The sequence below is a fragment of the Ensifer adhaerens genome (assembly GCF_001270265.1).
Taxonomy (GTDB): domain Bacteria; phylum Pseudomonadota; class Alphaproteobacteria; order Rhizobiales; family Rhizobiaceae; genus Ensifer; species Ensifer adhaerens_B.
Genome location: NZ_LGAP01000006.1, coordinates 100496 through 115351 on the forward strand (window position 1 = coordinate 100496; position 14856 = coordinate 115351).

Annotated in this window: 14 protein-coding genes; 12 read left to right on the forward strand and 2 right to left on the reverse strand. The window is 63.1% G+C overall.

Annotation, left to right across the window (positions count from 1 at the left end; genetic code table 11):
* The first annotated feature begins 33 nt into the window (after positions 1-33).
* From mdh to AC244_RS13000, 12 genes are all read left to right on the forward strand, one after another.
* Entirely contained in the window at positions 34-999 is a 966-nt protein-coding gene (gene mdh, locus AC244_RS12945) for a malate dehydrogenase (protein WP_053249240.1), read from the forward strand.
* Between the two features lie 110 nt (positions 1000-1109).
* On the forward strand, positions 1110-2303 hold the full coding sequence (gene sucC, locus AC244_RS12950) for an ADP-forming succinate--CoA ligase subunit beta (RefSeq protein ID WP_053249241.1): 1194 nt from the start codon (positions 1110-1112) through the stop codon (positions 2301-2303).
* A gap of 17 nt (positions 2304-2320) precedes the next feature.
* Complete coding sequence (gene sucD / locus AC244_RS12955; protein ID WP_053249242.1) at positions 2321-3223, forward strand: succinate--CoA ligase subunit alpha; 903 nt, start codon at positions 2321-2323, stop codon at positions 3221-3223.
* Positions 3224-3386: 163 nt separating this feature from the next.
* The gene (locus tag AC244_RS12960) at positions 3387-6383 is read left to right on the forward strand and encodes a 2-oxoglutarate dehydrogenase E1 component (RefSeq protein ID WP_053249243.1); all 2997 of its coding nucleotides are present in this window, start codon (positions 3387-3389) and stop codon (positions 6381-6383) included.
* A 63-nt stretch (positions 6384-6446) separates the two neighbouring features.
* Positions 6447-7688 carry a 2-oxoglutarate dehydrogenase complex dihydrolipoyllysine-residue succinyltransferase gene (gene odhB / locus AC244_RS12965; protein WP_053249244.1) on the forward strand — a complete coding sequence of 414 codons (1242 nt, stop codon included), beginning with the start codon at positions 6447-6449 and terminating at the stop codon, positions 7686-7688.
* A 162-nt stretch (positions 7689-7850) separates the two neighbouring features.
* Entirely contained in the window at positions 7851-8264 is a 414-nt protein-coding gene (locus AC244_RS12970) for an MAPEG family protein (RefSeq protein WP_053249245.1), read from the forward strand.
* Between the two features lie 31 nt (positions 8265-8295).
* Positions 8296-8721: a VOC family protein gene (locus tag AC244_RS12975; RefSeq protein WP_053249246.1), complete on the forward strand. Its 426-nt coding sequence runs from the start codon at positions 8296-8298 to the stop codon at positions 8719-8721.
* Positions 8718-9359, forward strand: a complete 642-nt coding sequence (locus tag AC244_RS12980; RefSeq protein ID WP_053249247.1) for a LysE family transporter — start codon at positions 8718-8720, stop codon at positions 9357-9359. Before AC244_RS12975 ends, AC244_RS12980 begins: the two co-directional genes overlap by 4 nt.
* 2 nt (positions 9360-9361) lie before the next feature.
* Positions 9362-9865: a hypothetical protein gene (locus tag AC244_RS12985; RefSeq protein ID WP_053249248.1), complete on the forward strand. Its 504-nt coding sequence runs from the start codon at positions 9362-9364 to the stop codon at positions 9863-9865.
* Positions 9862-10614 carry an SDR family oxidoreductase gene (locus AC244_RS12990; RefSeq protein WP_053249347.1) on the forward strand — a complete coding sequence of 251 codons (753 nt, stop codon included), beginning with the start codon at positions 9862-9864 and terminating at the stop codon, positions 10612-10614. The genes AC244_RS12985 and AC244_RS12990 overlap by 4 nt, the downstream gene beginning before the upstream one ends.
* 24 nt (positions 10615-10638) lie before the next feature.
* Positions 10639-12045 (forward strand): dihydrolipoyl dehydrogenase, encoded by a 1407-nt coding sequence (gene lpdA / locus AC244_RS12995; RefSeq protein ID WP_053249249.1) that lies wholly within the window; start codon positions 10639-10641, stop codon positions 12043-12045.
* 174 nt (positions 12046-12219) lie between these two features.
* Positions 12220-12699, forward strand: a complete 480-nt coding sequence (locus AC244_RS13000) for a DUF2867 domain-containing protein (RefSeq protein WP_053249348.1) — start codon at positions 12220-12222, stop codon at positions 12697-12699.
* Positions 12700-12721: 22 nt separating this feature from the next.
* Here AC244_RS13000 and AC244_RS13005 read toward each other — a convergent pair whose 3' ends face one another.
* Both AC244_RS13005 and AC244_RS13010 read right to left on the reverse strand, forming a co-directional pair.
* Entirely contained in the window at positions 12722-13801 is a 1080-nt protein-coding gene (locus AC244_RS13005; protein WP_053249250.1) for a TraB/GumN family protein, read from the reverse strand.
* Positions 13802-13898: 97 nt separating this feature from the next.
* Positions 13899-14834, reverse strand: coding sequence for a tyrosine recombinase XerC (locus AC244_RS13010; protein WP_053249251.1), 936 nt, complete (start codon positions 14832-14834; stop codon positions 13899-13901).
* Positions 14835-14856 lie beyond the last annotated feature (22 nt).

Below are 14856 nucleotides of genomic sequence, written 5' to 3' on the forward strand. Positions count from 1 at the left end.
CGATCAGTTTGGGATCACAAAGGAAGCACTTTCATGGCGCGCAACAAGATCGCACTTATCGGTTCAGGGATGATTGGTGGCACGCTGGCGCATCTCGCCGGCCTGAAGGAACTGGGCGACATCGTTCTCTTCGACATCGCCGACGGCATCCCCCAGGGCAAAGGCCTCGACATCGGCCAGTCCTCCCCGGTCGAAGGCTTCGACGCGAACCTGACGGGTGCCAGCGACTATTCCGCCATCGAAGGTGCTGACGTCTGCATCGTCACCGCCGGTGTTGCCCGCAAGCCGGGCATGAGCCGCGACGACCTTCTCGGCATCAACCTCAAGGTCATGGAGCAGGTCGGCGCGGGCATCAAGAAGTACGCCCCGAACGCCTTCGTGATCTGCATCACCAACCCGCTCGACGCGATGGTTTGGGCGCTGCAGAAGTTCTCCGGCCTGCCGAAGAACAAGGTCGTCGGCATGGCCGGCGTTCTCGACAGCGCACGCTTCCGCCTGTTCCTCTCCCAGGAATTCAACGTTTCGGTCCAGGACGTCACCGCCTTCGTTCTCGGCGGTCACGGCGACACCATGGTGCCGCTCGCCCGCTACTCGACCGTTGCCGGCATTCCGCTGACCGACCTCATCCAGATGGGCTGGGTCACCAAGGAGCGCCTCGAAGAAATCATCCAGCGTACCCGTGATGGCGGCGCCGAAATCGTCGGTCTGCTCAAGACCGGCTCTGCCTACTACGCACCGGCCGCTTCCGCGATCGAGATGGCCGAAGCCTACCTCAAGGACAAGAAGCGCGTTCTGCCCTGCGCTGCGCACCTGACCGGCCAGTACGGCGTCAAGGACATGTATGTCGGCGTTCCCACTGTTATCGGCGCCGGCGGCGTCGAGCGCATCATCGAGATCGACCTCAACAAGGCCGAGAAGGAAGCTTTCGACAAGTCGGTCGCTTCTGTCGCCGGCCTTTGCGAAGCCTGCATCGGCATTGCGCCGAGCCTGAAGCAGTAATCGCGTCCCGTTGAGCGGATGTTTGCATCCGCTCAACCTTTTGTTTTTGCCGCATTTTTGCAGACAGGTGTTTTTCCCGTCTGCAGAATGCTCCAGACAGGAAAAACACCATGAACATTCATGAATATCAGGCCAAGGCTCTGTTGAAGAGCTACGGCGCGCCGGTCGCGGAAGGTGTCGCGATCTTCTCCGCCGCCGAAGCTGAAGCCGCTGCAAAGCAGCTGCCGGGCCCGCTCTACGTCGTCAAGAGCCAGATCCATGCCGGCGGCCGCGGCAAGGGTAAGTTCAAGGAGCTCAGCGCCGACGCCAAGGGCGGCGTGCGTCTCGCCTTCTCGATCGATGAAGCCAAGGCTCATGCCAAGGACATGCTCGGCAATACGCTGGTCACGGCGCAGACCGGCCCTGCCGGCAAGCAGGTGAACCGCCTCTACATCGAGGACGGCGCCGACATCGATCGCGAACTCTATCTTTCGCTGCTCGTTGACCGCTCGGTCGGCCAGGTTGCCTTCGTCGTTTCGACGGAAGGCGGCATGGACATCGAGGCTGTTGCGCACGACACGCCGGAAAAGATCGTCAACGTCGCGATCAACCCGGAAGCCGGCGTCACCGCCGCTGATCTCGCCAAGCTCACCTCGGCCCTGAAGCTCGAAGGCGAAGCCAAGTCTGACGCCGAAAAGCTCTTCCCGATCCTCTACAAGGCCTTTGTCGAGAAGGACATGAGCCTGCTCGAGATCAACCCGCTGATCGTCATGAAGAACGGCCGCGTGCGCGTTCTCGATGCCAAGGTCTCGTTCGACGGCAACGCCCTGTTCCGCCACGACGACATCAAGGCACTGCGCGACGAAACCGAAGAAGACGCCAAGGAAATCGAGGCCTCCAAGTGGGACCTCGCCTATGTGGCGCTCGACGGCAACATCGGCTGCATGGTCAACGGCGCGGGTCTTGCCATGGCGACGATGGACATCATCAAGCTCTACGGCAAGGAGCCGGCGAACTTCTGCGACGTTGGCGGCGGCGCCGGCAAGGAGAAGGTCGCGGCTGCCTTCAAGATCATCACGGCCGACCCGAAGGTCGAGGGTATCCTCGTCAACATCTTCGGCGGCATCATGAAGTGCGATGTCATCGCTGAGGGTGTCGTTGCGGCCGTGCAGGAAGTCGGCCTCAAGGTTCCGCTGGTCGTTCGTCTCGAAGGCACGAATGTCGAGCTTGGCAAGAAGATCCTGAACGAATCCGGCCTGGCGATCACCGCCGCCGACGATCTGGATGACGCTGCCAAGAAGATCGTTGCCGCGATCAACGGCTAATTGAAGGACCAGACCACATGTCGATTCTCGTCAACAAGAACACCAAGGTCCTCGTTCAGGGCCTGACCGGCAAGACCGGCACCTTTCATACCGAACAGGCGCTTGCCTATTATGGCACGCAGATGGTCGGCGGCATTCACCCGAAGAAGGGCGGCGAAATCTGGACCGGCTCCAAGGGCGAAACCCTGCCGATCTTCGCGTCGGTTGCCGAAGGTCGTGAAAAGACCGGCGCGGACGCATCCGTGATCTATGTTCCGCCGGCAGGCGCCGCGGACGCGATCATCGAGGCGATCGATGCGGAAATCCCGTTCATCACCTGCATTACCGAAGGCATCCCGGTTGCCGACATGGTGCGCGTCAAGGCTCGTCTCGAGCGCTCCAAGTCGCGCCTGCTCGGCCCCAACTGCCCCGGTATCCTGACGCCGGAAGAATGCAAGATCGGCATCATGCCGGGATCGATCTTCCGCAAGGGTTCGGTCGGCATCGTCTCGCGCTCCGGTACGCTGACCTATGAAGCGGTGTTCCAGACCTCCAACGAAGGCCTCGGCCAGACGACGGCCGTCGGCATCGGCGGCGACCCGGTCAAGGGCACCGAGTTCATCGACGTGCTGGAGATGTTCCTCGCCGACGAGGCCACGACCTCGATCATCATGATCGGCGAAATCGGCGGCTCGGCCGAAGAGGATGCGGCGCAGTTCCTCATCGACGAGGCCAAGAAGGGTCGCAAGAAGCCGATGGCCGGCTTTATCGCGGGCCGTACCGCGCCGAAGGGCCGCACCATGGGTCACGCCGGTGCCGTTGTTTCCGGCGGCAAGGGCGATGCGGAATCCAAGATCGCTGCGATGGAGCAGGCAGGCATCCGCGTGTCGCCGTCGCCGGCTCGCCTCGGCAAGACGCTGGTCGAAGTCCTCAAGGGCTGACCTTACATAAGCGCCGTCGGGTCTGGCGACATCAGCCGGCCCCGACGACCGCAGTTATGACGCATGCTGGGCGCACGAGATGCGCCTGATAATGATGAACGACCGGGAAAACCCGGCATCCCAACTTAAGTCAGGAGGCGGACCAAAACGTCCGCGAGAACCCATGGCAAGGCAAGAGGCCAACGAGCAATTCCAGCTCACATCGTTTCTGGACGGCGCGAACGCCGCCTATATCGAGCAGCTCTATGCACGCTACGAAACGGATCCGTCGTCCGTCTCGGCTGAATGGCAGGCCTTCTTCAAGGCACTCGCCGACAAGCCGGAAGATGTGGTGAAGGCTGCCAAGGGCGCCTCCTGGAAGAAGCCCAACTGGCCGATCGTCGCCAATGGCGAACTCGTCTCCGCGCTCGACGGCGATTGGGGCACGGTCGAAAAGGTCATCGAAAAGAAGGTGAAGGCGAAGGCGGAAGAAGCCGCTGCCGTCACCGGCACTGCCGTGAGCGCGGCGGATATCCATCAGGCGACGCGCGATTCCGTTCGCGCCATCATGATGATCCGCGCCTATCGTGCGCGTGGCCACCTGCATGCCAAGCTCGATCCGCTCGGCCTTGCTGCCCCGGTCGATGACTACAACGAGCTTTCGCCCTCGAACTACGGGTTTGAGGAGAAGGATCTCGACCGCAAGATCTTCATCGACAACGTGCTCGGCCTCGAATACGCGAGCATTCGCGAAATGGTCGAAATCCTCGAGCGCACCTATTGCTCGACGATCGGCGTCGAATTCATGCACATGTCCAACCCGGAAGAGAAGGCCTGGATTCAGGAACGCATCGAAGGTCCGGACAAGGGTGTCGAGTTCACGCCCGAGGGCAAGAAGGCGATCCTGCAGAAGCTGATCGAGTCGGAAGGCTTCGAGCAGTTCATCGACGTCAAGTACAAGGGCACCAAGCGCTTCGGCCTCGACGGCGGCGAATCGCTGATCCCGGCGCTCGAGCAGATCATCAAGCGCGGCGGCCAGGAGGGCCTCAAGGAAATCGTTCTCGGCATGGCCCACCGCGGCCGCTTGAACGTGCTTTCCCAGGTCATGGCCAAGCCGCACCGCGCCATCTTCCACGAATTCAAGGGCGGTTCCTACGCCCCTGACGACGTCGAAGGTTCGGGCGACGTGAAGTACCACCTCGGCGCTTCCTCCGACCGCGAATTCGACGGCAACAAGGTTCACCTGTCGCTGACGGCAAACCCGTCGCACCTCGAAATCGTCAACCCGGTAGTCATGGGCAAGGCCCGCGCCAAGCAGGACCAGATGGCGACCGTGTTCGAAGGCGACATCATCCCGCTGCGCGAACGCTCCAAGGTCATGCCGCTGCTGCTGCATGGCGACGCGGCCTTTGCCGGCCAGGGCGTGATTGCCGAAATCCTCGGCCTTTCCGGCCTGCGCGGTCACCGCGTTGCCGGCACGGTCCACTTCATCATCAACAACCAGATCGGCTTCACCACGAACCCGGCCTTCTCGCGCTCGTCGCCCTATCCGTCGGATGTGGCCAAGATGATCGAAGCGCCGATCTTCCACGTCAACGGCGACGATCCGGAAGCGGCCGTCTATGCCGCCAAGATCGCCACCGAATTCCGGATGAAGTTCCACAAGCCGGTCGTGGTCGACATGTTCTGCTACCGCCGCTTCGGCCATAACGAAGGCGACGAGCCTGCGTTCACGCAGCCGAAGATGTACAAGGTCATCCGCGCCCACAAGACCGTCGTCCAGCTCTACTCCGACCGCCTGGTCGCCGAAGGCCTGATGAGCGAAGGCGAAGTCGAGAAGATGAAGGCCGATTGGCGCGCCCATCTCGAGCAGGAGTTCGAGGCTGGCCAGTCCTACAAGCCCAACAAGGCCGACTGGCTGGATGGTGTCTGGTCGGGTCTGCGCTCGGCCGACAACCAGGACGAACAGCGTCGCGGCAAGACCTCCGTGCCGATGAAGCAGCTCAAGGAAATCGGCCGCAAGATCGCCGAGATCCCGGCGGGCTTCAACGCGCACCGCACAATCCAGCGCTTCATGGAAAACCGTGCCAACATGGTTTCGACCGGTGAGGGCATCGACTGGGCGATGGCCGAAGCGCTCGCGTTCGGAACGCTCGTCACCGAAGGCACGAAGATCCGCCTGTCGGGCCAGGACTGCGAACGCGGCACCTTCTCGCAGCGTCACTCGGTTCTCTACGATCAGCAGACCGAAGACCGCTACATCCCGCTTGCCAACCTCGCTCCGACCCAGGCGCGCTACGAAGTCATCAACTCGATGCTTTCGGAAGAGGCCGTGCTCGGTTTCGAATACGGCTACTCGCTTGCCCGCCCGAACGCGCTGACGCTCTGGGAAGCCCAGTTCGGCGACTTCGCCAACGGCGCACAGGTCGTCTTCGACCAGTTCGTCTCGTCGGGCGAACGCAAGTGGCTGCGTATGTCGGGCCTCGTCTGCCTGCTGCCTCACGGTTACGAAGGTCAGGGTCCGGAGCACTCGTCCGCCCGCCTCGAACGCTTCCTGCAGCTCTGCGCGGAAGACAACATGCAGGTCGCCAACGTCACGACGCCGGCGAACTACTTCCATATCCTGCGCCGCCAGGTGAAGCGCGACTTCCGCAAGCCGCTGATCCTGATGACGCCGAAGTCGCTGCTGCGTCACAAGCGTGCGGTTTCGAGCCTGTCGGAAATGGCCGGCGAAAGCTCGTTCCACCGCCTGCTGTGGGACGATGCCGAGGTCATCAAGGACGGCCCGATCAAGCTGCAGAAGGATTCGAAGATCCGTCGCGTCGTGCTCTGCTCCGGCAAGGTCTACTACGATCTGCTCGAAGAGCGCGAAAAGCGCGGCATCGACGACGTCTATCTGCTGCGCGTCGAACAGCTTTATCCGTTCCCGGCCAAGGCGCTGATCAACGAGCTCAGCCGCTTCCGCAACGCGGAGATGGTCTGGTGCCAGGAAGAGCCGAAGAACATGGGCGCCTGGTCGTTCATCGACCCGTACCTGGAATGGGTGCTCGCCCATATCGACGCCAAGTATCAGCGCGTGCGCTACACCGGCCGTCCAGCTGCCGCTTCGCCGGCAACGGGCCTGATGTCGAAGCACATGGCGCAGCTGGCCGCCTTCCTCGAGGACGCGCTGGGGGGCTGATCCTGCCCCCTTGGCGCCGAGCCAATCGATAGAAACAGATATCTGATCAACGGAACAAAAATCATGGCAACAGAAATCCGCGTTCCCACCCTTGGCGAGTCCGTCAGTGAAGCGACCGTCGGCACTTGGTTCAAGAAGGTCGGCGATGCCATCAAGGCAGACGAACCGCTGCTCGAACTCGAAACCGACAAGGTGACGATCGAAGTTCCGGCTCCGTCGGCCGGCGTTCTCTCCGAAATCGTCGCCCAGGCCGGCGAAACCGTCGGCCTCGGCGCGCTGCTCGGCCAGATCGCTGCCGGTTCGGGTGCTGCTGCCGCACCAGTCGCTGCTGCCGAGAAGAAGGCCGAGCCTGCTGCTGCCGCTCCGGCTGCCCAGCCCGCAGTTGCTGCCGCCGCACCGGCTGCCTCGTCGATGCCGCCGGCTCCGTCCGCGGGCAAGCTGCTTGCCGAAAGCAACCTCTCGGCCGATCAGATCGATGGTTCGGGCAAGCGTGGCCAGGTGCTGAAGGGCGACGTGCTCGCCGCTGTCGCCAAGGGCATTTCGGCACCGGCCGCTTCCGAGCCGGTCAAGGTTCAGGCCCGTGCGCCGTCGACCACCGAGGACGTCGCTCGCGAGGAACGCGTCAAGATGACCCGCCTGCGGCAGACGATTGCTCGTCGCCTCAAGGACGCGCAGAACACGGCCGCCATGCTCACCACCTACAACGAGGTGGACATGAGCGCGGTCATGAGCCTGCGCAACAAGTACAAGGACATCTTCGAGAAGAAGCATGGCGTGAAGCTCGGCTTCATGGGCTTCTTCACCAAGGCCGTTACCCACGCGCTGAAGGAAATCCCGGCCGTCAACGCAGAGATCGACGGCACCGACGTCATCTACAAGAACTTCTGCCACATCGGCGTCGCCGTCGGCACCGACAAGGGTCTTGTCGTGCCGGTCGTTCGCGATGCCGACCAGATGTCGATCGCCGAGATCGAGAAGGATATCGGCCGCCTGGGCAAGCTTGCCCGTGACGGTCAGCTCTCCATGGCCGACATGCAGGGCGGCACCTTCACCATCTCCAACGGTGGCGTCTACGGTTCGCTGATGTCCTCGCCGATCCTGAATGCGCCGCAGTCGGGCATCCTCGGCATGCACAAGATCCAGGACCGTCCGGTCGTCGTCGGCGGTCAGATCGTCATCCGCCCGATGATGTACCTGGCGCTGTCCTACGACCACCGCATGGTCGACGGCAAGGAAGCGGTTACCTTCCTCGTCCGCGTCAAGGACAGCCTCGAGGATCCGGAACGTCTCGTTCTCGATCTCTAATCCTGATGAAGACGGGTGGCCGCTTCCGCGGCCACCCGTCGCTCCTTGGTTCAGCCGACGGCATCGATGAGCCGCCGTCGCTGGTATTATCGTCTTGCCGAGGAAACGCGCCCCAGCTGGGACGTCACACAGACCTGACTGTGCCTGAGATTGCGAGGGGTGATGGAAGCCGCGGCAGCATCGACTGAAATCTGGGTGCTTGGCTGGAGTGTCGTGCTCTTGATCGCGCACATTCTGGTACAGGCGTTGTCGTTCGACCTTTCCGGCGATCTCGGCATCAAGTACCTGCTCGGCCCGCGCGACGAGCAGCGCGTATCGAAGAGTATCGTGGCGGGACGGCTGCTGCGGTCGCTTCACAACATGCTGGAGACCTATCCGGCCTTCGTCGCTCTTGCCCTTGCGCTAGCGGTAACCGGCAAGACCGGCGGCCTTGGCGCCTTGGGGGCGGTAACCTGGCTGATTGCGCGTATGGTCTACACCGCACTCTACGTGGCCGGCGTTCCCGTGTTGCGCACCATCGTCTGGTTCGTCTCGATCATCGCTCTGCTGCTGATGGTCGTCCGGCTTTTGGCATAGCATCCCTGCGGTCAAGCAAGAGGAGACTGGTATGGCATTCGGGTCCGACGTACCGCCTATTCAGGCACACATCTGCGTCAGCGACGGGTTGGCGGCGATCGCCTTCTACGAGAAGGCATTCGGTGCGGTGAACACGTTCCACCAGATGGCGGAAGACGGCAAACGCGTGATGCATGCCAACCTCGCGCTCTTCGGCGGCGAGATCATGATGCATGACGAGTTTCCCGAGTTCGGCGGCAGCGTGCTGTCGCCGCTGACCGTCGGCGGCACCGGCGTGGCGATCAACATCAACTTGCCTCAAGCGGCCGATGTCGATGCGGCCTATGCCCGGGCCGTGGCGGCCGGGGCATCGACAGTGCTGGAGCCGCAGGATACGTTCTGGCAGGCGCGCTATGCGCGCATCAAGGATCCCTTCGGCCACGTCTGGGCCTTCAACGCACCGGTCGCACAATCATGAGCCAATATCTTCTCGAACTCGCATCGCTGATGGCGATCTTTTCCTTCGCCATCGTTTCGCCCGGCGCTGATCTGGCGATGGTCATGCGCCAGTCGATCGTCCATGGCCGCCGTCCGGCGATCATCACCTCCTTCGGCATTGGCACCTCGCTGATGTTCCACGTGACCTATACGATCCTAGGCCTCGGCCTGATCATTTCGCAGTCGATCTATCTGTTCAACGTCGTCAAATGGTGCGGCGTGGCTTACCTGATCTATATCGGGGTCAAGGCGCTGCGGGCGGGCCAGACGGAGATTTCGGTCGACGCGGCACCGTCCGACGAACCGGCCAGGAGCCAGTCCGCGGTCAAGGCATTCGGCCTCGGCTTTGCGGCCAATGCGCTCAATCCCAAGCCGGTGTTCTTCTTCCTGTCGATCTTCTCGACGGTCGTCGGCGCCCACACGCCGATCATGATCAAGTTCGGCTACGGCCTGGTGATGGCGACCTGCCTCATCCTGTGGTTCGTCGGCGTCAGCCTGTTCATGACCACGCCGCGCATGCGCGCCGCCTTCACCCGTGCCAGCAAGTGGATCGACCGCGCCAGCGGCCTGGTGTTCATCGCGCTCGGATTGAAGCTTGCGACCGAGAAGGCCGCCTGATCATGGTGTTGGCCCGCTCCTTGCTCGTCGCTGCACTCGGCACCGTGGCTGCCACGCCGGTACTTGGCCAGGAGTGCAGCCAGGCGCGCGCCATCTATGGCGACCGCGACGGAGGCTACGAGCTGCGCTTCGAGCCGGTGGGATCGGAAAGTGCGGTAACGAGCAATCACTTCAAGATCGTGGTGCTGAAGCCGGGCCTGCTGCTCGATGGCGTCGTCATGCCTTCGGGCGAGCCGGAACGCGCGACCGGCATCGTCATGCACAATTGCCCCACCGGTGACGTTACCGGCGAGGAGCTTCGGACCTGCACCGTCTGGCAGGGGCCGGTCTATTCCGTCGACAAGGCGGGTGCGATCGCCGAAATCCCGGCCGAAGACGCGCCGGCCGCACACCAGATCCTGCTGCCTGATTTCGGTCCGTCACTGCGTGCCTCCAGCGCCTGGGGCAAGGGCAAGGCGGAAGCTGACAGCTGGGATGCCTTCACCCTCAAGGGATGCGCCGCATGAGTGCTGCGCCCGTTGTTCTCGTCACCGGCGGCAGCCGTGGCATCGGGGCAGCCGTCTGCCTTGGCGCCGCCAAGGCCGGCTGGTCCGTCGTCGTGAACTACGCATCGAACGCAGAGGCGGCCGATGCCGTCGTTGCCGCGATCCGGCAGGGCGGCGGATCGGCGATCGCGGTCAAGGGCGACGTCGGGTCCGATGCGGATATCAAGTCGATGTTTGCCGTTGTCGACAAGGCCTTCGGCCGGCTCGACGGGCTGGTCAACAATGCCGGCATCGTCGCCCCGACCCAGCGCGTCGACGAAATGTCGGTCGAGCGGCTCGAGCGGATGTTCCGCATCAATGTGACCGGCTCCATTCTATGCGCCGGCGAAGCGGTTCGCCGCATGTCTAAGCGCCATGGCGGCAAGGGCGGCGTCATCGTCAATATCTCGTCCGTTGCGGCCGAACTCGGCTCGCCGGCGCAATATGTCGACTATGCCGCCTCGAAGGGCGCTATCGAAACGTTCACCATCGGCCTTGCGCGTGAAGTCGCGACCGAGGGCGTGCGCGTGAATGCGGTTCGCCCCGGCATCATCGACACCGAAATCCACGCGTCCGGCGGCCTGCCGGACCGGGCACGCGATCTCGCGTCAACCATCCCCGTCCAGCGACCCGGCACGGCCGAGGAAGTGGCGGATGCGGTTCTTTATCTCCTGTCCGATAAGGCGACTTACGTGACGGGAGCCATTCTCAATGTCAGCGGCGGACGGTAACCGTCCTGAAGGAAGGATAATCCAATGGCTTATGATCTCATCGTTATCGGCAGCGGCCCGGGCGGCTATGTCTGCGCTATCAAGGCGGCACAGCTCGGCCTGAAGGTTGGCGTCGTCGAAAAGCGCGCCACCTATGGCGGCACCTGCCTCAACATCGGCTGCATCCCGTCGAAGGCTCTGCTGCACGCTTCGGAAATGTTCCACCACGCCGGCCACGGCCTGGATGCGCTTGGCGTCGAAGTCGGCGCGCCTAAGCTCAACCTCGAAAAGATGATGGCGCACAAGGATGCGACCGTTAAGTCCAACGTCGAAGGTGTTTCCTTCCTGTTCAAGAAGAACAAGATCGACGGCATCCAGGGCACCGGCAAGGTGATCGGCCAAGGCAAAATTTCCGTCACCAACGACAAGGGCGAAGAGCAGGTTCTGGAGGCGAAGAACATCGTCATCGCCACCGGCTCCGACGTTGCCGGCATTCCCGGCGTGTCGGTCGAGATCGACGAGAAGGTGATTATCTCCTCGACCGGCGGCATCGCGCTCGAAAAGGTGCCGGCGAACATGATCGTGGTCGGCGGCGGCGTGATCGGCCTCGAACTCGGCTCGGTCTGGGCCCGTCTCGGCGCCAAGGTGACCGTTGTCGAATATCTCGACGCCATCCTCGGCGGCATGGACGGCGAAGTCTCCAAGCAGTTCCAGCGCATGCTGGCCAAGCAGGGCATCGAGTTCAAGCTCGGCGCCAAGGTTACCGGCGTCGTCAAGGACGGCAAGGGCGCCAAGGTGACGTTCGCACCGGTCAAGGGCGGTGACGCCGTCACGCTGGATACCGATGTCGTTCTGATCGCTACCGGCCGCAAGCCCTACACCGACGGCCTTGGCCTTGCCGAAGCCGGCGTCGTCATGGATCAGCACGGCCGCGTCGAGATCGACAATCACTTCCAGACGAGCGTTGTCGGCGTCTATGCCATCGGCGATGTCGTGCGCGGCCCGATGCTGGCGCACAAGGCCGAAGACGAAGGCGTTGCGGTTGCGGAAATCCTCGCGGGCCAGGCCGGTCACGTGAACTACGACGTCATCCCGAGCGTCGTCTACACCCAGCCGGAAGTCGCCTCCGTGGGCAAGACCGAGGAAGAGCTGAAGGCTGCGGGCGTCGCCTACAAGGTCGGCAAGTTCCCGTTCACGGCAAACGGCCGTGCCCGTGCGATGCAAGTCACCGATGGCTTCGTCAAGATCCTCGCCGACAAGGAAACCGACCGGGTTCTCGGTGGCCACATCGTCGGCTTCGGCGCCGGCGAGATGATCCACGAGATTGCCGTTCTGATGGAATTCGGCGGCTCGTCGGAAGATCTCGGCCGAACCTGCCACGCGCACCCGACCATGTCGGAAGCGGTCAAGGAAGCGGCGCTGTCGACCTTCTTCAAGCCGATCCATATGTGACGATTTGCGCAGGGGGCTGCGACAAGCGGCCCCCTGTCTTGCGCCGGCGTTGGGCGCGATCATAGACCCCATGCGCTTGCGACGGAGAACCGTCGCTCCTAGCAATTGCGCAATTCCCAGGAAAACCGTTTCACACGTTTCCTGGAATTGCTCTCGCTGCCGCCACGAGGGATCATGAAACCTAGAGCCGCCACCGTTGTCCTGCCGAGCCCGCATCTGCCCGACGCCGATTGGGCAGATCGCTTTGAACTCGCCCTGAACGGAAAGGGGCTGACGGCGATCGAGGCGGCCGAGCGCTCGCTCGGAAATTCCCCCGCCTGGGTTCGTGGTCTGCTTCAATTTCGCAACGGGCTGGTGTCAGTCATCGGCCTCAAGACGCAGGCGCCGGAACCAGGTGAATATGGCCTGATCGGCCCGTTTCCGGTGCTGTCGCGCAGCGATGACGAGGTCGTGCTCGGCTTCAACGACGCCCATCTCGATTTCCGCATTGTTGTCGACGTCAGGGCAGGCTCCGCGGTCAACCAGATCGTCGGCATGACCACACTCATCCGACGCCACAATACGCTGGGGCGAGTCTATCTCGCCGGCGTTATGCCGTTTCACAAGTTGATCGTGCCGACGCTTCTGGCCGGCGTTACCCGTTCGGGCGACTGAGCGAGGCTACGCAACCAGCCGATCAATTGACCGGCGTCACGGAAAACCCCTGCCGCTTCAGCAGTTCGACCAGGCCCTCATTGCCGGCAAGATGCAACGCACCAACAGCCATGAAGGCGTTGCCACCGCCAAGGATCGGCTCGGCGCGGGTCGCCATCGTCCTGTTGCGGTCGATGATGATGCGCTGTTCGAAGTCGGCATAGCTGGCGTCCTCGCTCGCCACGTCTTCGGAAACGGCCTTCATCATCGGCATGATCATGCCGGTGTCGCCGGAGAGATAAAGGTCGGTGGTGGTGGCGAGCACGTCGTCGATCGTCTTGCCAAGGGCGAGCGTCTCGATGAGGGCGCGCAGGTGCAGTTCCGTCGGCAGCGAATCCATCGCGGCCAGCTGTTCGACAAGGGTTTCGAGCCCCTTCAGCGTCTTGCCTTGGCTGACCGCATCTTCGGCGATCTTCTTGTCGAGGAAGGACGCGCCGGCGGCCTTGCGCGTCATCTCGCAGGCCGGAAGCGCGACGAAGCTCGCAATCATCCACGGCTTCATCTTGGCGACCAGTGTCAGCGGTATGCCGCGCTCCTTCAGCCCGCGTTCGAGCAGCTCGCGGTCTTCGACACCCAGGAAATCGTTGATGGTCTTGTTGTCGGCAAACATGGTGAGATCCGGCCGCATCAGGATGGCGGCGGCCGACTTCTTCTCATCGATGATCTCGTCCGATTCGACGATGACAGTCGACGCGGTGGCGAAGGCATCGGCAGCACCCGCCGGCATGGCGAGCACGCGCGGGTCGGTGACATGCATGGTGCCAAGAAGGAAGGAGGGGGCGATACCCTCCTTCTCGATCTTCCAGAAAATGCCCTTGCCGTTCGGGATGGCATCCGCTTCCGCACGCAGCCTTGCGAGCTTGGCCGGATCGGTCTTTTCGAGACCGGCGATGATGTTTTTGCCGCCGCAAACGGTGTCCGTTGCCGCCTCGGCATCCGCGATCGAGACGATGGCCGCAACAAGGCTCGCCGCCAGCAGCAGATGGATGAACGCGATCAGCCACAGGGCCATATCGGCGGCCCTGGCCGCAAGGTGACGGACGGGCTTGGCGATCGAATACATGATCACTTCCTAATGTTATGCCGGGTTGAGCGAACCCTACGCTTGGTCAGTCACGGCTTCCTTAATGCATATGGTTAATGCAGCCATTCGCCCAAAATCAGGCGCGCGGATGAGCCCGGTCGTAGATCTCCAGAAGCCGCGTGGAGTCGACGCCGGTATAGACCTGGGTCGTCGACAGGCTGGCGTGGCCGAGCAGTTCCTGGATGGTTCTGAGATCGCCGCCGCCGGCAAGCAGATGCGTGGCGAAGGAGTGCCGTAGCGCATGCGGCGTAGCCGTGTCGGGCAGGCCGAGGGCGCCGCGCAGTTTCTGCATCTCGCGCTGGATGAGCGCCGGCTGAAGCTTTGCCCCGCGGGTGCCGCGGAACATCGGCTCGTCGGCGCCGGCATGGTAGGGGCAAAGCTTGAGATAGGTCGCGACCGCCTCGCGCGCCACGGTCATCAGCGGCACGATGCGGGTCTTGCCGCCCTTGCCGGTGATGCTCAGCGAGGTTGGCGTGCCGGCGAAATCGCCCGGCGTCAGATCAAGCGCTTCGGAGATGCGTAAGCCGCAGCCGTAGAGCAGCGTCAGCACGGCCGCGTTGCGCGCGGCCACCCACGGCTCTTCGGCAAGCTGCGCATCCTTTGTGACGACGTTGAGCGCCTCGCGGTCCGTCAGCGGCTTCGGCAAGGATTTCGGCTGCTTCGGCGAGCGGACTGCGGCGGCTCCGGCGGCGTTGGCAAGCCCGCTGCGTTCGAGATAGCGCAGAAACGAGCGCAGGCCGGCAAGCCCCCGGCCGAGCGTGCGTGCGCCGGCGCCGCCCTTGCGGCGCTGGGCGAGAAAGCCGCGAAGGTCGGCGGGCCGCAGTGTGCTGATGTCTGAAAGGCGCGGCGGGCCGGCGAGATGGCCGGTCAAGAATGTCAGGAATTGCCGCGTGTCGCGCTCATAGGCGTCGACGGTGTTGTCGGACAGGCGGCGCTCCTGCATGAGGCCCTGCAGCCAGCGCTGGCGCTCTGCAAGCAGGTCCGGATGGCCGATGACGAGCAGCTCGTTCATTGTCGCTTTCCAAGGTGGTCGG

Bases quoted from the DNA above. Each gene is read 5' to 3' on its own strand.
- mdh (WP_053249240.1), top strand. From the start codon at position 34: ATGGCGCGCAACAAGATCGCACTTATCGGTTCAGGGATGATTGGTGGC.
- sucC (WP_053249241.1), top strand. From the start codon at position 1,110: ATGAACATTCATGAATATCAGGCCAAGGCTCTGTTGAAGAGCTACGGC.
- sucD (WP_053249242.1), top strand. From the start codon at position 2,321: ATGTCGATTCTCGTCAACAAGAACACCAAGGTCCTCGTTCAGGGCCTG.
- AC244_RS12960 (WP_053249243.1), top strand. From the start codon at position 3,387: ATGGCAAGGCAAGAGGCCAACGAGCAATTCCAGCTCACATCGTTTCTG.
- odhB (WP_053249244.1), top strand. From the start codon at position 6,447: ATGGCAACAGAAATCCGCGTTCCCACCCTTGGCGAGTCCGTCAGTGAA.
- AC244_RS12970 (WP_053249245.1), top strand. From the start codon at position 7,851: ATGGAAGCCGCGGCAGCATCGACTGAAATCTGGGTGCTTGGCTGGAGT.
- AC244_RS12975 (WP_053249246.1), top strand. From the start codon at position 8,296: ATGGCATTCGGGTCCGACGTACCGCCTATTCAGGCACACATCTGCGTC.
- AC244_RS12980 (WP_053249247.1), top strand. From the start codon at position 8,718: ATGAGCCAATATCTTCTCGAACTCGCATCGCTGATGGCGATCTTTTCC.
- AC244_RS12985 (WP_053249248.1), top strand. From the start codon at position 9,362: ATGGTGTTGGCCCGCTCCTTGCTCGTCGCTGCACTCGGCACCGTGGCT.
- AC244_RS12990 (WP_053249347.1), top strand. From the start codon at position 9,862: ATGAGTGCTGCGCCCGTTGTTCTCGTCACCGGCGGCAGCCGTGGCATC.
- lpdA (WP_053249249.1), top strand. From the start codon at position 10,639: ATGGCTTATGATCTCATCGTTATCGGCAGCGGCCCGGGCGGCTATGTC.
- AC244_RS13000 (WP_053249348.1), top strand. From the start codon at position 12,220: ATGAAACCTAGAGCCGCCACCGTTGTCCTGCCGAGCCCGCATCTGCCC.
- AC244_RS13005 (WP_053249250.1), bottom strand. From the start codon at position 13,801: ATGTATTCGATCGCCAAGCCCGTCCGTCACCTTGCGGCCAGGGCCGCC.
- AC244_RS13010 (WP_053249251.1), bottom strand. From the start codon at position 14,834: ATGAACGAGCTGCTCGTCATCGGCCATCCGGACCTGCTTGCAGAGCGC.